General features: G+C 68.1%; 19 protein-coding genes. 8 read left to right on the top strand and 11 right to left on the bottom strand.

Annotated elements, in window-relative coordinates:
* The first annotated feature begins 158 nt into the window (after window positions 1–158).
* From V6V88_RS12370 to V6V88_RS12355, 4 genes are read left to right on the top strand one after another with little or no spacing between them, the layout of a single operon-like run.
* Window positions 159–992, top strand: a complete 834-nt coding sequence (locus tag V6V88_RS12370; RefSeq protein ID WP_338619361.1) for a hypothetical protein — start codon at window positions 159–161, stop codon at window positions 990–992.
* 13 nt (window positions 993–1,005) lie between these two features.
* The gene (locus V6V88_RS12365) at window positions 1,006–2,730 is read left to right on the top strand and encodes a thiamine pyrophosphate-binding protein (protein ID WP_280002470.1); all 1,725 of its coding nucleotides are present in this window, start codon (window positions 1,006–1,008) and stop codon (window positions 2,728–2,730) included.
* Between the two features lie 60 nt (window positions 2,731–2,790).
* Complete coding sequence (locus tag V6V88_RS12360) at window positions 2,791–3,768, top strand: tripartite tricarboxylate transporter substrate binding protein (protein ID WP_056317172.1); 978 nt, start codon at window positions 2,791–2,793, stop codon at window positions 3,766–3,768.
* A gap of 1 nt (window position 3,769) precedes the next feature.
* Window positions 3,770–4,564, top strand: coding sequence for a glucose 1-dehydrogenase (locus tag V6V88_RS12355; protein WP_062841522.1), 795 nt, complete (start codon window positions 3,770–3,772; stop codon window positions 4,562–4,564).
* Window positions 4,565–4,600: 36 nt separating this feature from the next.
* Here V6V88_RS12355 and V6V88_RS12350 read toward each other — a convergent pair whose 3' ends face one another.
* Together V6V88_RS12350 and ypfH are read right to left on the bottom strand one after the other, a co-directional pair.
* Window positions 4,601–5,383, bottom strand: a complete 783-nt coding sequence (locus V6V88_RS12350) for an IclR family transcriptional regulator (protein ID WP_338619360.1) — start codon at window positions 5,381–5,383, stop codon at window positions 4,601–4,603.
* The gene (gene ypfH, locus V6V88_RS12345; protein ID WP_056317165.1) at window positions 5,383–6,087 is read right to left on the bottom strand and encodes an esterase; all 705 of its coding nucleotides are present in this window, start codon (window positions 6,085–6,087) and stop codon (window positions 5,383–5,385) included. Before ypfH ends, V6V88_RS12350 begins: the two co-directional genes overlap by 1 nt.
* Window positions 6,088–6,254: 167 nt before the next feature.
* On the opposite strand from ypfH, the gene imuA reads away from it, so the two are divergent.
* From imuA to V6V88_RS12325, 4 genes are all read left to right on the top strand, one after another.
* Window positions 6,255–6,959: a translesion DNA synthesis-associated protein ImuA gene (gene imuA / locus V6V88_RS12340; protein WP_056317163.1), complete on the top strand. Its 705-nt coding sequence runs from the start codon at window positions 6,255–6,257 to the stop codon at window positions 6,957–6,959.
* Window positions 6,889–8,358, top strand: coding sequence for a DNA polymerase Y family protein (locus V6V88_RS12335; protein WP_338619359.1), 1,470 nt, complete (start codon window positions 6,889–6,891; stop codon window positions 8,356–8,358). Before imuA ends, V6V88_RS12335 begins: the two co-directional genes overlap by 71 nt.
* A 1-nt stretch (window position 8,359) precedes the next feature.
* On the top strand, window positions 8,360–11,599 hold the full coding sequence (locus V6V88_RS12330) for an error-prone DNA polymerase (RefSeq protein WP_338619358.1): 3,240 nt from the start codon (window positions 8,360–8,362) through the stop codon (window positions 11,597–11,599).
* Between the two features lie 249 nt (window positions 11,600–11,848).
* Window positions 11,849–12,232 carry an I78 family peptidase inhibitor gene (locus tag V6V88_RS12325; RefSeq protein WP_062841526.1) on the top strand — a complete coding sequence of 128 codons (384 nt, stop codon included), beginning with the start codon at window positions 11,849–11,851 and terminating at the stop codon, window positions 12,230–12,232.
* Between the two features lie 142 nt (window positions 12,233–12,374).
* Here the strand turns inward: V6V88_RS12325 and V6V88_RS12320 are convergent, their stop codons facing one another.
* The 9 genes from V6V88_RS12320 to V6V88_RS12280 form a co-directional block, all read right to left on the bottom strand.
* Window positions 12,375–13,331: a LysR family transcriptional regulator gene (locus V6V88_RS12320; protein ID WP_196589532.1), complete on the bottom strand. Its 957-nt coding sequence runs from the start codon at window positions 13,329–13,331 to the stop codon at window positions 12,375–12,377.
* Window positions 13,332–13,395: 64 nt separating this feature from the next.
* Window positions 13,396–14,130, bottom strand: a complete 735-nt coding sequence (locus V6V88_RS12315; RefSeq protein ID WP_062841528.1) for an amino acid ABC transporter ATP-binding protein — start codon at window positions 14,128–14,130, stop codon at window positions 13,396–13,398.
* Between the two features lie 11 nt (window positions 14,131–14,141).
* Entirely contained in the window at window positions 14,142–14,831 is a 690-nt protein-coding gene (locus V6V88_RS12310; protein ID WP_056317143.1) for an amino acid ABC transporter permease, read from the bottom strand.
* A complete protein-coding gene (locus tag V6V88_RS12305; protein ID WP_056317142.1) occupies window positions 14,824–15,513 on the bottom strand; it encodes an amino acid ABC transporter permease in 690 nt (229 codons plus the stop codon). Before V6V88_RS12305 ends, V6V88_RS12310 begins: the two co-directional genes overlap by 8 nt.
* A 121-nt stretch (window positions 15,514–15,634) precedes the next feature.
* A complete protein-coding gene (locus tag V6V88_RS12300; protein ID WP_062841529.1) occupies window positions 15,635–16,453 on the bottom strand; it encodes an ABC transporter substrate-binding protein in 819 nt (272 codons plus the stop codon).
* A gap of 108 nt (window positions 16,454–16,561) precedes the next feature.
* Window positions 16,562–17,764: an aminotransferase class I/II-fold pyridoxal phosphate-dependent enzyme gene (locus V6V88_RS12295; protein WP_062841530.1), complete on the bottom strand. Its 1,203-nt coding sequence runs from the start codon at window positions 17,762–17,764 to the stop codon at window positions 16,562–16,564.
* Window positions 17,761–18,441 carry an RraA family protein gene (locus V6V88_RS12290; RefSeq protein ID WP_062841531.1) on the bottom strand — a complete coding sequence of 227 codons (681 nt, stop codon included), beginning with the start codon at window positions 18,439–18,441 and terminating at the stop codon, window positions 17,761–17,763. The genes V6V88_RS12295 and V6V88_RS12290 overlap by 4 nt, the downstream gene beginning before the upstream one ends.
* A gap of 156 nt (window positions 18,442–18,597) precedes the next feature.
* Window positions 18,598–19,524: a hypothetical protein gene (locus V6V88_RS12285; protein ID WP_223575660.1), complete on the bottom strand. Its 927-nt coding sequence runs from the start codon at window positions 19,522–19,524 to the stop codon at window positions 18,598–18,600.
* 27 nt (window positions 19,525–19,551) lie between these two features.
* Entirely contained in the window at window positions 19,552–20,163 is a 612-nt protein-coding gene (locus tag V6V88_RS12280; protein ID WP_223575661.1) for an LON peptidase substrate-binding domain-containing protein, read from the bottom strand.
* Window positions 20,164–20,174 lie beyond the last annotated feature (11 nt).

Genomic DNA, 20,174 nt, shown 5'->3' with positions numbered 1-20,174 from the left:
GCAGGCCACAAAATCAATTCCATATTATGGGGATCGCATTGATTCCATAAAACCCGCGCCCCTAGAATCGTCCCGAACGCGATAACAACATCAAACGATTCGACAGCGCAGCCCCGACCCGACGGAGCCAGCGCTGTAGGACGGGGACAATTCATAATATGGAACATCCGGAAAATATCCGGGATGCGCGGGTGCTGGACAGCATCACCAAGCTGACGCGGGAGGACGCCGGGCGCGTCGTGATCGCCGGGTCGCACGGCGGCAGGTATGCCGCCTATTGCGCGGCACGGGGCGAGGTGCGGGCCGTCGTGCTGAACGACGCCGGCGTGGGCTGGCAGCGCGCCGGCATTGCGGGTCTGGACGACCTGCAACGTTGGGGCGTGCCCGCCGCCACCGCCAGCTACCGCAGCTGCCGCATCGGCGATGGCGCAGACATGGCGCGCCACGGCGTCATCAGCTTTGTGAATGCGCTTGCCCAGGAACTGGGCTGCGAGCCAGGCATGACCGTCTCCGAAGCCGCTGCGCGGCTCGCGCACGCCCAGCCAAACGCCGGCCGCCCCACCGCCATCAAGGAATCCCGCATCGTCATCAAGGCCGGCCCGGACGGCGCCCCGCTGGTGGTGGGCGCCGATTCCGTGTCGCTCGTGGATGCGCAGGACGACGGCCTCATCGCCGTCACCGCCTCTCACGGAGAACGGCTGGCCGGCCTGCAGTCCGATGGCGTCCGGGCCTCCCCGCGCCTGGTCACCTTCAACGACGCGGGCATGGGCAAGGACAGCGCCGGCATCGGACGCCTGCCCCTGCTGCAGCAGCGCGGCATCGCCGCATTGACCGTTTCGGCGCACACCGCCCGCATCGGCGACGCCCGTTCCTGCTACGAGGAAGGGACCATCTCCTCGGCCAACGCCCGCGCCCGCGACCTGGGCTGCCGCGTCGGCACACCGCTCAAAACCTTTATCGACGCCCTGCTCGCCGGGCGCGACACCCACTAGGAGCCTTACCCGCATGTCGGAAAAACTGGAAATCACCGGAGGCGAAGCCCTCGCCCGCATGTTTGCCGCGCACGACGTCGGCCTGATGTTCGGCATGGGCGGCTTCCAGCTCCTGCCGTTCTACGACGCCGCGCGCCGCCTGAACCTGAATCACAACCTGATCAACGACGAGCGCTGCGCGGTGTTCGCGGCCGACGCCTACACCAAGGTCAGCGGCCGCCCGGGCGTGTGCGACGCGACCCTGGGCCCCGGCGCGACCAACCTGGTGACCGGCCTGGCCGAAGCCTACAACGCGGGCACGGCGCTGGTCGCGCTGGTCGGCGACTCGCATCGCATGCACTCGTGGAAGAACATGACGCAGGAGGCCCGGCAGCTGGAGGTGCTGCGCCCGGTCGTGAAAGACGTGCTGCGCGTGGAGATGATCGAGCGCATTCCCGAGCTGGTGCGGCGCGCGTTTGCCGTGGCCACCAGCGGCCGCCCGGGGCCCGTGGTGCTGGACGTACCCGAAGACATCGCGCACGCGGTCCATGCGTTCGATGCCGACGACTTTTATTCCAGCCCCAACTACCGGCGCTCGCCCGCCCTGCGCTGCCGTCCGTCGGCCGACGACGTGGCCCAAGCGGCAAGCATGCTCGCGGGGGCCTCCCGCCCGCTGATGCTGTGCGGCGGCGGCGTGCACATCAGCGATGCCGCCGATACCGTCCAGGCCTTCGCACGCAGATTCGGCATTCCCGTCGCCCACACCATGAGCGGCAAGGGCGCCATCGCCTGCAGCGATCCGCTGAACGCGGGGCTTTTCGGCCGCTACAGCCGCATTGCCAATGACCTGATCGCCAAATCCGACTGCCTCTTTGTCGTCGGCTGCAAACTGGGCGAAGTGGCAACCCGCCGCTACGACCTGCTGGCCGCGGGCGCGCCGATCATCCATCTGGATATCGTGGCCGAGGAATTCGACCGCACCACCACGCCCGCCCTACGCCTGTGGGGCGACGTGCGTGCCACGCTGGAAGACCTGGACGCGCGCCTGGCCGCCCACGGCGCGCATGCCCGCCAGGACTACGTGGACGAGGTGGGCCAGGCCATGCACGCGTGGCGCGAATCGGTCAACGCAAAGCTGACTTCCGGCGACAGCCCCGTCGGCATGGCGCGGCTGATGCACGAGATCAATGCCTCGCTGCCCGAAGACGGCATCCTGGTGGCCGACGGTGGCTTCGCCGCGCATTGGGGCGGGTTGCTGTTCGACACCAAGCGCGCCGGCCGCGGCTTTGTGCCCGACCGCGGCTTTGCGTCCATCGGCTACGGCATCCCCGGCGCGATCGGCGCGGCTGCGGCGGCCCCCGGCCGCCAGGTGGTCAGCCTGACCGGCGACGGCGGCTGCAATATGTCGCTGGGCGAACTGGAAACCGCGGTGCGCATGAAGCTCGCCTTCACGCTCGTGGTGGTCAATAACGCCGCGTCGGGTTACATCAAGGCGTTGCAGCACCTGATGTACGGCGCGGGGAGCTACCAGTCGTCGGATCTGGTGGACACGAACTACGCCAACGTGGCGCGTGCGCTGGGCTGCAATGGCATCCGCGTCGAGGATCCCGCGGAATTGCCCGCCGCGCTGGCGCAGGCCTACGCCTGCAAGGACCGTCCCACCATTCTTGACGTGGTGGTCACGCGCGACCCCGCGCACATGTTGCCGGGCGTGGACAGCCGGGCGGCCAAGATCAAGCCGGGCGACCGCATCGCCTGAGGGCGGCGCGCATCGCCCGGTTCGACACACAAAACAATATCAAGCAAGGAGACAAACCTCATGAAGCGCAGAACCTGGATCAAGCTGGCGGCCGCCGCTGCAACCCTGTCGCTGGCGGGCGCCGCCGCGGCGCAGGCCACCTACCCCGACCGTCCCATCCGCCTGATCGTGCCCTTCCCGCCGGGCGGCACCTCGGACGTGGTCGGACGCATCTTTGCCGAAGCGCTGGCCAAGCAGATCGGCCAGCCGGTCGTGGTGGAGAACCGCGGCGGCGCCGGCGGCACCGTGGGCAGCCGCGCCGTGGCCTCGGCCGCCCCGGACGGCTACACGCTGCTGCTGGGCACGTCCAGCACCAACGGCACCAACCCTGCCGTGTACAAGAACCTGCCCTACGACGCGGTGAAGGACTTCACGCCGGTCACGCAGATCATCCGCGTGCCTGGCGTGATCGTCGTGAACAAGAACTTCCCGGCCAAGGACTATGCGTCGTTCACCGCCCTGATCAAGGGCGCCCCGGGCAAGTATTCGTACGCCTCGTCCGGCAACGGCGGCGCCACCCACATGGCGATGGAGTATTACAAGTCGCTGTCGGGCCTGGACATGATGCACGTGCCCTATCGCGGCACCGGTCCCGCGCTCAATGACGTCATCGCCGGCCAGGTGCCCATCCTGTGGGATACGGCCGCGTCATCGATGGCGCACATCCAGTCGGGCAACCTGCGCCCGATCGTGGTGGCCGCCAAATCCCGCCTGCCGCAGTTGCCGGACGTGCCCACGTTCGCGGAAGTGGGTCTGCCGGACTACGACGCGGAAATGTGGAATGGCCTGCTGGCGCCCGCGGGCCTGCCCAAGGACGTGCTGGCCAAGCTGAACGACGCATCCCGCAAGGCGCTGGCGGACAAGGACGTGCAGGCCAAGTACGCGGGCGTGGGCGCGTATGTGGTCGCCGACAAGCCCGAGGAATTTGCCGCGATGATCCAGGGCGACGTGGCCAAGTGGAAGAAGGTCGCCGACTTTGCGCACATCTCGGCGGAATGACATGGGTCAGCGGCTGAAAGACAAGGTGGCGCTGGTGTTTGGCGCGGGCTCGTCCGGGCCGGGATGGGGCAACGGCAAGGCCGCGGCGGCCCTATACGCGCGCGAGGGCGCGTGGGTGTTCGCCGTGGACCTGCGGCCGGAGGCCGCCCGCGAAACCTGCGGCATCATCGAAGCCGAAGGCGGCCGCTGCCAGGCATTGACCGCCGACGTGACCGATTCCGGGCAGATCCAGGCGGCGGTCGCCGCCGTGCTGGCGGCCGCCGGGCGCATCGACGTGCTGCACAACAACGTGGGCATCACGGAAATGGGCGACCCCATCGAGGCCACCGAAGAGAGCTGGCATCGCGTGCTGGACACCAACCTGACCGGCGTGTTCCTGACCTGCAAGCATGTGCTGCCCGCCATGCTGGCGCAGGGCGCGGGCAGCATCGTCAACATCTCGTCGCTGGCCTCGATCCAGGTGAATTCCTATCCGTACACCTCTTACTACGCCGCCAAAGCCGGGTTGAACCACCTGACGCGGTCATTGGCCGTGCGTTACGCGCCGGACAATATCCGCGTGAATGCGGTGCTGCCCGGCGTCATCGACACCCCGTTGATCTACAAACAGATCGCGGGCCAGTTCGATGACGTCGAGGAAATGCGGCGGCGGCGCAATGCCGCCAGCCCCATGGGGCGGATGGGCGACGCCTGGGACGTGGCCCACGCCGCGCTGTTTCTGGCAAGCGACGAGGCCAAGTACATCACCGGCGTGTGCCTGCCGGTCGATGGCGGCAAGGCCTGCGCGGGACGCTAGCGCAAAGCCGGCGGGATCGGACTGGCCGGGACGCGATCAGACGCGCGGGGCCAGGTCCGCCGACAATTCCGCCGCCGCGCGCTGCAGCGCGGCCACCACGTCGGCCAGGCGTGCGCCGGACAGGCGCGACCGGATGGCTGCCACGCTCAGCGCCGCCACCACGTGCTGCTCGCGGTCGAGCACCGGCACCCCCACGCCCAGCATGTCCGGAATGATGCGGCCCGGGTTCAGCGCGTAGCCGTTCCTGCGCGCGGCGGCGATGTCCTCGCGCAGCATGTCGGTCGATGGCAGGTCGGGCGCCGCGCTGGCGTCGTAGCGCGCCAGCACGCGTTCGATATCGTCATTGGGCAGGAACGCCAGCAAGGCCAGGCTGCCCGCGCCAACGCCCAACGGGCGGCGGTGGCCGACTTCCAGGGTCAGAATCTTGATGGGAAAGTCGTCCGTCTTGCGGTCCACGCAGACCGCTTCGTGCCCGGAGCGCACCGACAGGAAGCTGGTGTCGCCCGTGGACTGCGCCAGCCTCAGCACGGCCGATTCGGCGATGGCCTTGATGCCGTGCCGGCTTTCGGCCGCCAGCCCCAGGATGTAGGACTCGCGGCCAAGACTGTAGGTCTTCAGGCGCGGATTGAGCGACAGGAAGCCTTCCTGCAGCAGGGCCGTGAGCATGCGATGCGCGGTGGGCGGCGTCAGGCCGACATCGCGCGCCACGTCCGTCAGGCCCACGCCACGCGCCGGGGCCGCCCCGACGTACTTGAGGATGCGCAGCACGCGGAAAATGCTTTGCGCGCCGCCGACGGCGTCGCTCGCGCGGGGCGCCATCAATGCACCGTCGTCCCGTCCGGCGGCGTCTGGTTCAGCCCCAGCGCCGCTTCCCAACTGCGCAGCGGCACGCAGGTCTGCAGGCGCACGATGGCGCGCTGGATCAGGGCGGGATGCAGTTCGTGGCCGACGTGGGTGGCGATGTCGATGGTGGAATCGCCGTGCAGTTCGGCCAGGCGGGCCTGCGCCGCCTGGGCCTGCGACACGCTCATGACCGGATCGTCGGCGCCGTGCAGCAGATGGATGGTGGTGTACTGCGGGGCGCTTTTGGGCAGTTGCGCGTAGCGGCCCGAAAACGCGATCACGCGTCCGGCCATGCCGTCGTGGGCCTGCACCAGCTCCAGCGCCATGATGGCGCCCTGCGAAAAGCCGGCCAGCGCGGTGTCGGACTGCAGCAGGCCGAAACGGGCCTGCGCATCGTGCACGTAGGCTTCCAGGCGCGGCAGGGCCTGGGCCACGCGGTCGGCGCGGTTGTCGTCGGTAACGCCGCGCACCGAGAACCACTGCCGGCCGGCGCCGCCGCCATCGAAGGGCTCGAAGCCTTCGGGGATCAGCACCGCCGCGCTCGGAAAGGCCGCGCGTACCGCCTGGGCCAGGGGCTCCAGGTTGGCGGGCGATCCGCCCACGCCATGCAGCAGGATGAAGAGCTGGCGCACGTCGACGCCCGGATCGGGAAGGAATTCGATAGAACTGGAAGACGCCATGAAACTGCTCCGTGCTGGGCTGGGACCGTGGAATGCGCCCCGATTGCGGGATTGTAAAATGCGCCGCGCCTGGCCGTCCCGGGCCACTTTTCGATACGTCCTGCCGGCGCAAAGCCCGGTACAATACTGTATATTTATCCAGGTATTGAACACCGGGCGCTTTTTCCATGCAGTCCCCCGAACGTATCCATCCCGCGTTGTGGCGCGCCACGCAGTTGGCCAAAGGCGCCGCACGCACCCTGCCAACCGGGCATGCGGCGCTATCGGCCGAACTGCCGGATAACGGCTGGCCGCTGGGATCGCTCGTCGAACTGCTCACGCCCCATCCCGGCATCGGAGAAATCCGCCTGCTGCGTCCCGCGCTGGCCCAACTGGAAACCCGCCGGCCCATTGCCCTGGTGCAGCCCCCCCATGTTCCGCACATCGCCAGCTGGATGAGCTGGCGGCTGGATCCCCGGCAACTGCTGTGGGTGGCGCCGGAAAAACCGGTGGATGCGCTGTGGGCCAGCGAACAGATCCTGAAGAACGCCAGTTGCGGCGCGCTGATCTGCTGGCTGCCCCACGTGCGCCCGGAATCCCTGCGCCGTCTGCACCTGGCCGCCCAGGCCAGCGACCTGCTGTTCATCGCCGTGCGCCCGTCCCGCGCCGCCCAAAGCGCCACGCCCGCCGCCTTGCGGCTGGCGCTGGCGCCCGCGCCGGGCGGCCTGTCCGTACACATACTGAAGCGCCGGGGGCCTGTCTGCGACACCCCGCTGTACGTGGGCCTGGAGCCCGGCGCCCTTACCCCCTCTTCTCCCCGCCATGCGCCTCTGGATCGCCGCATACCTGCGCTGCCTGCCGCTGGACGCCATACGCCCGCACTGGCCGCATGAACAGCAGGCGTTCGCCGTTCTGGACCAGGAACGTGTGGCCGCCCTGACGCCCGCCGCCCGCCAGGCCGGCGTGACGCCCGGCATGCGCCGCGCGGGCGCGGCGGCCATCGCGCCCGGCGTGGAACTGCTGCCCCGCCAGCCGCAGGCCGAAGCCGACGCCTTGCAAGGCGCGGCGCTGGCCCTCTTGCAGTACACCCCCGAAATCGCGCTGGCCGACGGCGACACCGTGCTGCTGAATGTGGGCGCCAGCCTGATGTTCTTTCGCGGACCGCGGGCGCTGAGCCGGCGGGTGGCCGCCACGCTGCGCGCGCTGGATCTGCGGGTGTCGCTGGGCATGGCGCCCACGGCCACGGGCGCCTGGCTGCTGGCGCGGCGCGCCGGCCGGGGCGTGCCGCGCCGCACGCTCAAGCTGCCCACCCTGGCGCGGCGGCTCGATGCCCTGCCCTTGTCGTTGCTGCCCCAGGCGCAAGGCCGCCGCAACTGGCTGGACGACATCGGCTGCCACACGCTGGCGCACCTGCGCGCCCTGCCCCGCGCGGGCCTGCAGCGGCGCAGCGCGCCCGATCTGCTGCAAGCGCTGGACGCCGCCTACGGCCAGACGCCCGAACTCTACCGCTGGCTCGAACCGCCCAACCAGTTTTCGCGGCGGATCGAGCTCATGGACTATATGGAGCACACCGACGCCGTGCTGGCGGTGGCGGGACGCCTGGCCGAACAGCTGGGCGGCTGGCTGACCGCCCGGCAACTGGCCGTGCGGCGCGTGGTGCTCAGCATGGATCACGAACGCGGCCGCCACGCCCGCCCGCCGACCGAACTGGAGGTCGCGCTGGCCCAGCCCATCTGGCAGGCCTCGCAGCTTCTGCATCTGCTGCGCGAAAAACTGAACCACTTCACGCTGGAGGCCCCCGTCATCGCGGTGGCGCTGCACGCGCCCGACACCGTCGAGCAACCCGCCGCCAGCACCACCCTGTTCCCCGAGCCGGGCGGCACCGCCGCCGACCACGCGCGGCTCCTGGACCTGCTGGTGGCGCGGCTGGGCCGCGACCGGGTGCGCCATGCCCGGCCCACCCCCGACCATCGTCCCGAAGCCGCCAACGCATGGACCGACGCGCTGGCCGCGCCAGAACGTCCCGCCCCCCTGCCGCCGCTGCTCGACCGGCCGTTCTGGCTGCTGGAAACCCCGCAGCCCCTGAAGCTGTCCGGCCATCGTCCCCACTACGGCGGCCAGGCGCTGCGGCTGATGCGCGGCCCCGAACGCATCGAAAGCGGGTGGTGGGACCCAGCCCTGACCGTGCGCGATTACTTCGTCGCCGAAGACTCGGCCGGCGCGCGCTACTGGATCTACCGCGAGCGCGACGCCGAGGACGCGCGCTGGTTCCTGCACGGCCTGTACGCCTGACATGCGCATGGACGACGACGCCCCCGATCCGCTGGACCCGGCTGAGACCCTGGCCCAGTTGCCCGGCTATGCCGAGCTGCAATGCCAGTCCAATTTTTCCTTCCTGCAAGGCGCCTCGCACCCCGAGGAACTGACCGCCCGCGCGGCCGAACTGGGCTATGCCGCGCTCGCCCTGACCGACGAATGCTCGCTGGCCGGCGTGGTGCGCGCCCATACCGAGGCCAAGACCCTCAAGCTGCCGCTCATCATCGGCGCCACGTTCCAGCTGCGCGCCGCGCCCGACGCCGCGCCGCTGGGCCTGACCCTGCTGGCGCAGACCCGCGAGGGCTACGGCAACCTGTCCGAATTCATCACGCTGGGCCGCACCCGGGCGCCCAAGGGCGAATACCGGCTGGCGCCGCAAGACATTGCCGATCCGCCCGCCGGGTACGCGCACCTGCGCAACCTGCCGGAATGCCTGGCCATCCTGACGCCCGCCTACGGCACCGACGCCGACCGCATGGCCGACCAGGCGCGCTGGCTGGCGCGCGTCTTTCCGGGGCGGGCGTGGGTGGGGCTGACCTTGCTGCACCAGTCGCGCGACGACCTGCACCGCGCCGCCGTCGAGCACGCGGCCCAGGCCTCGCAACTGCCGATCGTGGCGGTCGGCCAGGTGCAGATGCATGTGCGTTCGCGCAAGCCGCTGCACGACACGCTGACCGGCATCCGCACCCGCCAGCAGGTGTCGCAATGCGGCTACGCGCTGTCCGGCAACGCCGAACAACACCTGCGCAGCCGCATGCGGCTGGCCAGTCTGTACCCGCCCGACGCGCTGGCGCAGACCCTGGCCGTGGCGCGCCGCTGCACGTTTTCACCGGACGAACTGCATTACGAATACCCCGACGAGATCGTGCCGCCCGGCCACACGCCGGCCAGCTACCTGCGCCAGGAAACGCTGGCCGGGGCCGCCCGGCGATTTCCGCGGGGCGTTCCCGACGGCATCACGGCGCAGATCGACAAGGAACTGGAACTCATCTCGGACCTGAACTACGAGGCCTATTTCCTGACCGTCTACGACATCGTGCAGTTCGCCCGCAACGCCGGCATCCTGTGCCAGGGCCGGGGCTCGGCCGCCAACTCCGCCGTGTGCTATTGCCTGGGCATCACCGCCGTGGACCCGCAGCGCGGCAACAACCTGTTCGAACGCTTCATCAGCAAGGAACGCAACGAACCGCCCGACATCGACGTCGACTTCGAACACCAGCGCCGCGAAGAAGTCATCCAGTACATCTACGACAAATACGGCCGTGAACGCGCCGCCCTGACCGCGGTGGTCATCTCGTACCGGCCGCGCAGCGTGCTGCGCGACACGGGGCGTGCGCTGGGCGTGGACCCGGGCGTCATCGACGCCGTGGCCCGCGCCCACCAGTGGTGGGACGGCAAGAAGGAAATGCTGCGCACGCTGGGCGCGTGCGGCCTGGACCCCGAATCCCAGGTGGCCCGCCAATGGGCGTCGCTGGCGCAGACCATGATGGGCTTTCCGCGCCATCTGTCGCAGCATCCGGGCGGTTTCGTCATTTCACGCGGCAAGCTCTCGCGCCTGGTGCCCATTGAAAACGCCGCCATGCAAGACCGCAGCGTCGTGCAATGGGACAAGGACGACCTGGATGCCCTGAAGCTGCTGAAGGTGGACGTGCTGGCGCTGGGCATGCTGTCGGCGTTGCGCCGCACACTCGAACTGGCCAGCCAGCGCCGCGGCCAGCCGCTGGCCTTGCAGGACATCCCGGAAGGCGACGAGCCCACCTACGACATGATCTGCGATGCCGACACCATCGGCGTCTTCCAGATCGAATCGCGCGCGCAGATGACCATGCTGCCGCGCCTGCGGCCGCGCGAATACTACGACCTGGTGGTGCAGGTGGCCATCGTGCGCCCGGGCCCGATCCAGGGCGGCATGGTCCATCCCTACCTGCGCCGCCGCCAGGGCAAGGAAGACGAAACCTACCCCAGCGAAAAAGTGCGCGGCGTGCTCAGCCGCACCATGGGCGTGCCCATCTTCCAGGAACAGGTCATGCAGATCGCCGTCGTGGCCGCCGGTTTCTCGCCGGGCGAAGCCGACCAGTTGCGCCGGTCGATGGCAGCCTGGCGGCGCAAGGGCGGCGTGGACAAGTTCCGCGTCAAGCTGGTGGGCGGGCTGCTGGCGCACGGCTACACGCTGGACTTCGCCGAAGCCTTGTTCCGTCAGGTGGAAGGGTTTGGCGAATACGGTTTCCCGGAAAGCCATGCGGCCAGTTTCGCGCTGCTGGCATATGCCAGTTCCTGGCTCAAGCGCCACGAACCCGAGGCCTTCCTGGCCGCCCTGCTCAATTCCCAGCCCATGGGGTTCTATGCGCCCGCGCAGCTGGTGCAGGACGCGCGCCGCCACGGCGTGTGCGTGCTGCCCGCAGACGTCACCGTGAGCGGCTGGGATTCCGTGCTGGAAATACTGCCCGGCGGCCATCCCGGCGGCAGGCGGCGCGCGCATCACCACGCGCCGCCTGCCGCCGAACCCCGGCCCGCCGTGCGGCTGGGCCTCAGCCTGCTGCAGGGCATGCGCGAGGACACCGCCCGCCGCATCGAAGCCGCGCGGGCCGACGCCCCCTTTGCCAACACCGCCGACCTGGCCCGCCGCGCAGGACTCAACCGCCACGACCTGAACGCGCTGGCCGCGGGCGACGCGCTGCGCACCCTGGCCGGCCACCGGCGCCAGGCCAGTTGGGAGGCCGCCGCCAGCGTGCAAAGCCGCGACCTGCTGCGCGACGCCGAGATCGTGGACGCCCAGGCCCCGCAACTGTCCGCCCCGTCGGAAAGCCAGACGGTGGCCGCCGACTACCGCAGCGTGGGCCTGACGCTGCACAGCCATCCCGTGTCGCTGCTGCGCCCGCAACTGGCCGCCCGCAATTTCCAGCCCGCCTCGGTGCTGAACGGCTATCCCAACAAACGCATCGCCCGCGCCTGCGGCATCGTCACCGTGCGCCAGCGCCCCCAGACCTCCAAGGGCGTCATCTTCGTGACCCTCGAAGACGAGACCGGCCCGGTCAACGTGGTGGTCCGCCCCGACCTCATCGAACGCCAGCGCCGCGAACTGCTGGGCGCCACCCTGCTGGGGGTCTTTGGCGCCTGGCAAAGCGTGGACGGCGTGCGCCACCTGATCGCGCAGCGGCTGGTGGATATGTCCGACCTGCTTGGCGGACTGGCGGCGCAAAGCCGCGATTTCCATTGAAGCTTCGCCGCCAGCCGCCTCCCAGGTGTCTGACACCCTTGAAACACCCTCTCCAAAGGTGTCTGACACCCTTGAAACACCCTTCAAGCCTGAAGACCGTCCATACGGGTGTCAGACACCGCATGCAAAGCTGCGCGGCCAGCCGCCTGCCGCTGTTGCCCGGTTGCACAGGGGCCGCCGCACCTTGACCACAGCGCATCGCCGCTGGTCTATCATGGGTTTTTGTCCGCTCGTTGTAAGGAGTCCTACATGATCCGCAAGCTGATCCCCTTCCTGCTGGTTGCCAGCCTGGCTGCGTGCGCCAATACTGGCGGTTCGCGCACATCCAGCGCGCCGGCATCCAGCTCCTCGAGCGCGTCCTCTTCCTCGAGCACCGGCGCTGGCGCTTCCTACGGTTCATCCTCGTCCATGCCCGGCAGCACCAGCGGCAAAAGCTGCGACGCGGGCGCGCTGCAATCGATGATCGGCCAGAAAGCCACGCCCTCCGTCATGGAAGACATGCGCACGCGCAGCGGCAGCGCCACCGCGCGCATGCTGCGCCCGGGCCAGGTGGTCACCATGGAATACAACAACACCCGCCTGAACCTCATCGTGGACGACAAGGACGTGATGACGGCAATCCGCTGCGGTTGACGGCGCCAGCCGGCCCGCGTCCGGCCGCCTCAGCGGCAGGACCGGGCGCCGCAACAAGACAAGCGCAAGGCCAGCGGCCCCCGCCGGCCGCAGGCCTTGCCAATCAATCTCCGGCCAGCTCCCGATCGGCCAACCCGCCCTTTCACTCGCCCTTTTCACCCACCCCGAGCGGCCGCGCCGCCGGCGGCACATGCGGCAGAAACGCCCCCGCCACCTCGAAGGCGCATTCCTCGCGCGCAATGTCGATCACCCGGGACACGACCGGGTTGACGATGTTCTTTTTGTGCACCGCGTAGTAGTTGATGGTCGGCAGGTCCGGCTGCACATTCAGCTGGCACAGCGCCCCGCGCGCCACCAGTGGCGCAAAGTAGGCGCCCGGCAGGTAGCTGATCCCCAATCCCAGCATCGTCAGCTGGGCCATCATGCCCAGGCTGTTGCACGTCAACACCCGCTTGACGGGCATTCCCTGCTCGGCGAACCACGCGTCATACAGATGCGATAACGCCGAATTGGTGGGCTGCGAAATGACGGGGTACGGCGCCAGGTCCTGCGGCGTCAGCGCGGCGGCGACATCGAGGTCCAGCGCCGGGCTGGCCATCCATACATTGGTGACCGCGCCCAGGTGCGTGCAGTCGTACTGGTAGCCCCAGAACGGACCCGGCATGATCGCCAGATCCAGTTCGTCCTGCTCCAGCCGCTCGTAAAGCGTAATGCCGCCGTCGATCTCGGGCATCAGCTGCACGCGCGGGTAGCGCTGGCTGATCTGCTTGATCAGCCCGGCCAGCCAGGTCATGCCGACCAGTTCCGTCACGCCCAGCCGCACCACGCCTTCGAAGCTGGCCGGATCGGCCATGTTCTGGACGATCCGGCTGTTCAGCTCCAGCATCTGGCTCGCCAGCTCAAAGAGCTTGCGGCCCTGCGGGGTCATCAGCAGTTTCTTGGCCCGCCGCTCGAACAGGGGCGCGCCCGCAAAGGCCTCGAGTTCGCCCACCCGCTTGGCCACGGCCGATTGGGTGGTGTGCAGCTTGCGCGACGACGCGCTGAAGCTGCCCAGTTCGGAACTCCAATAAAAGGCCTCCAGCTGTTTGAGGGTGTACATCGCCGCGGTTGAAGAAAAGCGCATGGAAACCCCCAACATTACCACCGAGGCCGCACGGCCCGGCTCATCCCCGCGGATGCAGGATGTCCGCCAGGAAGCGCTGCGCGCGCGGATGCGCCGGCGCGCTGAAAAAGCGCTCGGGCGTGTCCATCTCCAGGATCTCGCCCGCGTCCATGAACACCACGCGGTCGCAGACGTCGCGCGCAAAGCCCATTTCGTGCGTCACGCACACCATCGTCATCCCGTCCTTGGCCAGCCCCTTCATCACCTGCAGCACCTCGCCCACCATCTCCGGGTCGAGCGCGCTGGTCGGCTCATCGAACAGCATGACCGGCGGCTGCAGGGCCAGCGCGCGGGCAATCGCCACCCGCTGCTGCTGGCCGCCCGACAGCGATCCGGGATAGGCGTCGATCTTGTGCGCCAGCCCCACGCGATCGAGCAGGCTGCGCGCCAGCTCCACGGCCTGCTTGCGCGGCTGCTTGCGGATGTTCACCGGCGCGAAGATCACGTTTTCCAGCACGCTCATGTGCGGAAACAGGTTGAACTGCTGAAACACGAAGCCGATCTTCTGGCGCAAGGCGTTCAGGTTGGCGCCCTTCTGGTAGATGTCCTGGCCATCGATCAGGATGCGGCCCTTCTCGATGGGTTCCAGCCGGTTGATCGTGCGGATCATGGTCGACTTGCCCGACCCCGACGGGCCGCAGACCACCAGCACTTCGCCGCGCGCCACCGACAGGTCCACGTCCTTGAGCACATGATGCTCGCCGTACCACTTGTTCACTTTTTCGAGATTGATCATGTTTTGTTCCTTTAAGCCATGGCCCGCGAACGGCGGATGCGCAGGTCCAGCCAGCTCAAGCCGCGGCTCAGGCTGAAGCACACCAAGAAGTAGATGATGGCCAGAATGCCGAACACCTGCAGCGGCTGCGTCAGCACGAGGTTGTTGACCTGGTTGGCGGCAAAAGTCAGTTCATTGACGCTGATGACATAGCCCAGCGACGTTTCCTTGATGGTGGACACGAACTGGCTGGTCATGCTGGGCAGCACGTTGAACAGCGCCTGCGGCAGCACCACCTTGCGCATCGTCGTCCAGTAGCCCACGCCCAGCGAGCGCGAGGCTTCGATCTGCCCGCGCGGCACCGCCTCGATGCCCGACCGGATCACCTCGGACAGGTAGGCGCTTTCATAGACCACCAGCGCAAAGATCAGCGTCCAGAAGCCGCTGACCACCTGCCCGGTGATCTTGGGCACGACGAAGTAAGCCCAGAAGATCAGCATGAGCAACGGCATGCCGCGCACCACATTGACCAGGGCCTTGCTGGCCGTGCGCAGCCAGCCATAGGGACTGACACGCGCCAGCGCGATCAACAGCGCCAGCGGCAAGGACATCGCCAGGCCGAGCGCGGCCAGGATCAGGGTGAGCGCCAGTCCGCCCAGCGGACCGTTGGGGTATTGGCCCACGAGCAGCGTGGGCCAGTATTGCATCAGCAGATCAAGCACCGTGGCCTCCGCGGTTCAGACGATAACGGGCGTAGATGCGCGATCCGAAAGCCATGATCAGGAACGATCCCAGCAGGTACATGATCGTCGCCGCGCCGAAGGTGGCGAAGGTGCGGTAGGTCTCGTTTTCGATTTCCCGCGCCTGGTAGGTCAGCTCCATCACGCCGATCGCCATGGCCACGCTGGTGTTCTTGAACAGCAGCAGCGCGCGTCCGACCAGCGGCGGGATGGAGATGCGCAGCGCCTGCGGCACGATCACGAAGCGCATGCATTGCAGATAGCTGGCGCCCAGCGCGCGGGCGGCCTCGAACTGGGTGCCGGGAATGGCGCGCAGGCCGCTGCGGATGTCTTCGGCGATATAGGCGGCCGACCCCAGCGCCAGCGCGATCGCCGCCAGTGACATTTCGGCGTTGTGTGCGTACAGCCACATGCGAAACCCTTCGGGCAGCAATTCGGGCATGCCGAAATACCAGAACAGCACCTGCACCAGCAGGGGCACGTTGCGGTGGTATTCCACATAGGCGTCGACCAGCCAGCGGCACGGCGCCAGATTGGTGGCGCGCACCACCACCAGCGTCACCGCGATGGTGAACGCCATGACCCATGCAACCAGGAACAGCTGCACGGTGACCGCCATGCCGCTGAGCAGCAGCTGGTATTGGGAAGCGTCTAGAAAGCTCATAAACCTGTCAATCTCCTGCGATCGGGCGCGCGGCGCCAAGCATCACGGCTTCGCGCGCGCCGCCTTGCGGGACGCGCCGAAGCCGTGACGGAGTGGCGAACGAAGCGCCCGGATCCGTGCCTCAGCCGGCGATCGGGCCGATCTTGAAGCTGCGTTCCAGCTTGTACGGCGTCTCGGGGCCAAACCACTTGTTGAACAGCTTGGCCGCCGCGCCGGAAGCTTCGGCCTCGTCCAGCGCCTGGTTCACCGTTTCCAGAAAACGCGGTTCGGACTTGCGCACGCCCAGGCCCCAGGGCTCATCGAACACCGCCTTCGGGATGACGCTGACCGGCGCGGTCGGCGGGCTTTGCAGCACCAGGCGCACCAGCACCAGCTCGGAGGCGAACTGCGCGTCCACCTTCTTCTGCTGCAGGGCGAGGTATGTGGCCGAGCTGTCGCCGTAGCCGATCACCTGCGACTTGTCCAGAATGCGCTTGATTTCGCGCTCGGAGCTGGACCCCTTGGTCGCGCCGATGCGGCGGCCGTTCAGGGCCTCGATCGAATCCAGGCCGGAATCCTTGCGCACCATCAGTTTTTGCGGGCTGACGTAGTACGAGTGGCTGAAAGCGATCTGCTGGGCGCGGTCGGGCGAATAGCCCAGGTTGGCCGCCAGGATGTCCACGCGCCCTTCGTTCAGCTCGGGCACGCGCGCCGCCACCGACAGCAGTTTGTAGTTGACCTTGACGCCCAGCTTGTCGGCGACCAGCTTGCAAACGTCCACGTCATAGCCCACCAGCTGGCGCGTCGCGGCGTCCTGGAAGCTGAAGGGTTGCGACGTGCCCAACGTGCCGCAGACCAGCTCGCCGCGCGCCTTGATGTCGTCAAGCTGGTCGGCGTGGGCGATTCCGCCCGCGGCCAGCGTAGCCAGGCCCAAGGCGGCAAAGAAAGTGTGACGCTTCATGGTTCATTCCCCTTGATTGGTTGTTTGGTGAACAGACTGAATAGGACGTTGAATCGATGGCGTTGAATCGATCACGCCGGACCGCCGAGGTCCGGCGGGTATCGGGTATCAGGCCAGCTTGGCGCACGCCTCGCGGATCGCCGAGCAACCTTGCCGGATATCGTCCAGCGAGGCCGCGAACGACAGCCGGAACGTGCCCGGCGCGCCGTAGGCGTGACCGTCGATGACCGCCACGCCCGCTTCGCGCAGCAGGTAATGCGTCAGGTCGGTATCGCTGGCGATCACGTCGCCGGCCGGCGTCTTTTTGCCCAAGAGGCCCGAGCAGTCCGGAAAGACATAGAACGCGCCCTGCGGCACCACGATGTCCAGGCCCGGCGTGCCCGACAATTCGGCGATCGCCAGGTCACGGCGCTCGCGAAACACCTTGGCAAACTCCACGACGCAGTCCTGCGGGCCCGTCAACGCTTGCAGCGCGGCCGCCTGGCTGACCGACGAGGCGCCCGACGTGCTTTGCGATTGCAGGATCGCCATTGCCTTGATGAGCTCGTCGGGACCGGCGCCGTAGCCGATGCGCCAGCCCGTCATGGCATAGGCCTTGGACACGCCGTTGACCACGAGGGTGCGTTCGGCCAGTTCCGGCGCCACCTGCAGCGGATGCACGGTGGGCTCGCCGGTGAAGTTCAGGCGCGCGTAGATGTCGTCGGTCATCAGCCAGACGTGCGGATGACGCGCAAGGACCTCGGTCAGGCCGCGCAGTTCTTCCGCGGTGTAGACCGATCCGGTCGGGTTGCTGGGCGCGTTCATCATCAGCCACCTGGTGCGCGGCGTGATGGCGCGTTCCAGGGCGTCGGGGGTGACCTTGTAGTCGCTGGCAGGCGACGTTTCCACCGTCACCGGCACGCCGCCGTTGACCAGGACCATGTCCGGATAGGACACCCAGAACGGCGCGGGAATCAGCACTTCGTCGCCATCGTTCAGCGTGGCGGCCAGGCCGTTGAAGATCACCTGCTTGGCGCCGGTGCTGACAATGACGCGCGAAGCCGGGTACGTCACGCCGGTCGCTTCCAGCAGATGCGCGGCGGCGGCCTTGCGCAGGGCGAGCGTGCCCTGCGCTGGCGGATACTTGGTTTCGCCGCGGTTCATGGCGGCCGTCGCGGCCTGCCGGATGTGTTCGGGCGTCGAGAAATCGGGTTCGCCGATGGTCAGGTCGATGATGCGGCGGCCCTGTTCGCGCAGTTCGGCGATGATGGCGCGCGCGGCGACGCTGGGCGAAAGCTTGATGCGCTTGATGCGGTCGGCGACGATGCTCATTTGGCCGCCCCCATCTTTTCGGCCAGGGTCTTTTCCAGCCACGGCTTGGTGTACGTGCCCGCGCGCAGCTTTTCCTTGGCCACGGCTTCGTCGGCTTCCTTCTTGAGTGCCAGCGCCAGCACGGCGCCGGCATGCTCGGCCGGAATCACCACCACGCCATCGGCGTCGCCCACGACCACGTCGCCGGGGTTGACCACCTGGCCGCCCACCGACACGGGCACGTTGATCTCACCCGGACCGTCCTTGTAAGGCCCCTTGTGCGAAACATCACGCGCAAAGCAGCCGAATTCGCCCTGCGCGAATACGTCGGCATCGCGCACGGCGCCGTCGATCACGAATCCTTCGATCCCGCGCGACTGCGCGTCCATCATCATCAGTTCGCCCACCAGCGCGTTGCTGGTATCGCCCGCGCCGTCCACGACGATCACGTCGCCCGCCCCGCCCAGCGAAATCGCCTTGTGGATCATCAGGTTGTCGCCCGGACGGGTCTTGACGGTCAGCGCCACGCCGACCGTGCGGCGTGCGCCGTTATGCAGCGGACGCAGGCCCGACACGCCGTACAGACGATTCATGCAGTCGCTGATCTGGGCCGAGCCGATGGTGGCAAAGCCGGCCAGCACGTCGGCGGCGACGGCCGGCGCGGTACGGGAAAGAATGCGATATCCGATGGGATTCATAAGGAAAGTCAGTGTGAATGCAAGGAGCGTTGAAGCGAACCTGCATTACAAAGCCGCGCAAGCCTTTCCTCAAAACGATATAAATTCCCAGCGATCCACGAATATTTTTCGTGGATTACGCCGCTTAAGGGTTATCCCTTATTCCTGCATCCGCGCTCAGTCGTCGCCGGTGCCCGACGCGCTGCGCGCCTCGGACAACGCCACCGTCAGGTGCATGACCTTCTTCTTGAGCTGGTCACGCTCGTCCGTCAGCTTGGCCAGCAACTGGCGCAGGCGAGCGATCTCGGCCGGCATGTCGGCGATGTTCTCGATGGGCTCCTCGGGCGGCGCCTCGCGCGGTGGCGGGGCCTTGGCCTGCCGCACTTCCCGGGCGGCCTGCTGCAATTCCTTGCGGCCGCCGGCAACCGCGGCAGCCTGCCGTTCCGCCGGCAGCGACGCCACGGCCGCCGCGGCGTTGATGGAGATGGCGCCTTCCTTGACCGCGCGCACCAATTCCGGCGCCGCGGACTTCTGGATCTTTTCGATCTGGCCCAGGGTGTTGCTGCTGATGCGGGCGGCGCGCGCCAGCGCCTGCCGGCTGGGCACGGCCGGCTTCCAGTCCGGATTGGCGTGGCCACGCATCGGCGCGGCAGCGGTCCCGGGCGCGTCTTCATCCCACGGCGGAGAGTCGTCGGGCGGCGATCCGTCGGGCGGCGATCCGTCGGAGCCAGCGCCTTCTGTCGCCCCCTCGCCAGTCGCCGCCCCGGTTTCAGGCCCCGTACGCGCCAGCAGGATCTCCTTCTTGCGCAGCGCCAGCACCCCCCGCTGAAAGTCCGACACGCTGCGCCGGCCCAGGTGGTTCTCGATCATCCACAGATGCACGTCCTCGATGGACTTGAAGTGCGGATGCTGGATGGTCTTGAAGGGAATGTCGTGCTTGACGCAGATGGCGTAGCGGTTGTGGCCGTCGACCAGCAGATCGCCCCACAGCACGAGGGCGTCGCGGCACCCTTCGGCCAGCAGGCTGCGCTCCAGCGCGGCGTGTTCGTCCTCGGTCAGCGGGTCTATATAGGCGCGCAGGCCTTCGTCTACTCTGATTTCCATGGTGTCCAAATAAAGTCGGGCCGCGCGCTACGCCAGCCCCTGTCCGCGCAGCACGTCCTGGATCGCCGCCAGCCGCGAGACCGGATCGGTCAGCGCCAACAGGGTCGCCTTGTCGTCCGGCGGCAAGGGCAAGAGTTCGCACCAGCGGTTCGCCACCCAGCCGCAGTCGTCCAGCCGGAACGGCGGCGCAAGCGGCATTCTTTCAGCGGGCACGCCGTCCCGCTGCCACTGCGCCACCAGCCGGCCCAGCGCATCGGCGCTGGGCTGCATGGCTGCCGGCACGGGCGTGGGCGGATCGTCGGGGATGGGCTCGGCCTCGCCCATCCAAAGGCCGTATTTTGCCACCTCGCTGGACCGCAGCCGAAAGCGTTCCCCGCCGCGGCACCGGATTTCCAGCAAGGCCGGCATGGGCGCCTCCCAGCGTTCGACCCGGGCCATCGTGCCGACAGGCGACAGCGTCTCCTCGCCTTCCGGGGAACGGACCTCGCTACCGGCCAGCAGGCCCACGATGCCGAATTCGGTGTTCTCGGCGATGCTGCGGCGGATCATGTCCAGGTAACGCACCTCGAAGATGCGCAGTTGCACCACGCCGTCGGGAAACAGCGCGTTGGACAATGGAAACAAGGGAATCAGCGACATGGCCGCCTCCT

The sequence above is a fragment of the Achromobacter sp. E1 genome (genome assembly GCF_037039475.1).
Taxonomy (GTDB): domain Bacteria; phylum Pseudomonadota; class Gammaproteobacteria; order Burkholderiales; family Burkholderiaceae_B; genus Achromobacter; species Achromobacter mucicolens.
This window is presented reverse-complemented; position numbering and strand designations above follow the sequence as displayed.

Bases quoted from the DNA above. Each gene is read 5' to 3' on its own strand.
- V6V88_RS12370 (WP_338619361.1), top strand. From the start codon at position 159: ATGGAACATCCGGAAAATATCCGGGATGCGCGGGTGCTGGACAGCATC.
- V6V88_RS12365 (WP_280002470.1), top strand. From the start codon at position 1,006: ATGTCGGAAAAACTGGAAATCACCGGAGGCGAAGCCCTCGCCCGCATG.
- V6V88_RS12360 (WP_056317172.1), top strand. From the start codon at position 2,791: ATGAAGCGCAGAACCTGGATCAAGCTGGCGGCCGCCGCTGCAACCCTG.
- V6V88_RS12355 (WP_062841522.1), top strand. From the start codon at position 3,770: ATGGGTCAGCGGCTGAAAGACAAGGTGGCGCTGGTGTTTGGCGCGGGC.
- V6V88_RS12350 (WP_338619360.1), bottom strand. From the start codon at position 5,383: ATGGCGCCCCGCGCGAGCGACGCCGTCGGCGGCGCGCAAAGCATTTTC.
- ypfH (WP_056317165.1), bottom strand. From the start codon at position 6,087: ATGGCGTCTTCCAGTTCTATCGAATTCCTTCCCGATCCGGGCGTCGAC.
- imuA (WP_056317163.1), top strand. From the start codon at position 6,255: ATGCAGTCCCCCGAACGTATCCATCCCGCGTTGTGGCGCGCCACGCAG.
- V6V88_RS12335 (WP_338619359.1), top strand. From the start codon at position 6,889: ATGCGCCTCTGGATCGCCGCATACCTGCGCTGCCTGCCGCTGGACGCC.
- V6V88_RS12330 (WP_338619358.1), top strand. From the start codon at position 8,360: ATGCGCATGGACGACGACGCCCCCGATCCGCTGGACCCGGCTGAGACC.
- V6V88_RS12325 (WP_062841526.1), top strand. From the start codon at position 11,849: ATGATCCGCAAGCTGATCCCCTTCCTGCTGGTTGCCAGCCTGGCTGCG.
- V6V88_RS12320 (WP_196589532.1), bottom strand. From the start codon at position 13,331: ATGTACACCCTCAAACAGCTGGAGGCCTTTTATTGGAGTTCCGAACTG.
- V6V88_RS12315 (WP_062841528.1), bottom strand. From the start codon at position 14,130: ATGATCAATCTCGAAAAAGTGAACAAGTGGTACGGCGAGCATCATGTG.
- V6V88_RS12305 (WP_056317142.1), bottom strand. From the start codon at position 15,513: ATGAGCTTTCTAGACGCTTCCCAATACCAGCTGCTGCTCAGCGGCATG.
- V6V88_RS12300 (WP_062841529.1), bottom strand. From the start codon at position 16,453: ATGAAGCGTCACACTTTCTTTGCCGCCTTGGGCCTGGCTACGCTGGCC.
- V6V88_RS12295 (WP_062841530.1), bottom strand. From the start codon at position 17,764: ATGAGCATCGTCGCCGACCGCATCAAGCGCATCAAGCTTTCGCCCAGC.
- V6V88_RS12290 (WP_062841531.1), bottom strand. From the start codon at position 18,441: ATGAATCCCATCGGATATCGCATTCTTTCCCGTACCGCGCCGGCCGTC.
- V6V88_RS12285 (WP_223575660.1), bottom strand. From the start codon at position 19,524: ATGGAAATCAGAGTAGACGAAGGCCTGCGCGCCTATATAGACCCGCTG.
- V6V88_RS12280 (WP_223575661.1), bottom strand. From the start codon at position 20,163: ATGTCGCTGATTCCCTTGTTTCCATTGTCCAACGCGCTGTTTCCCGAC.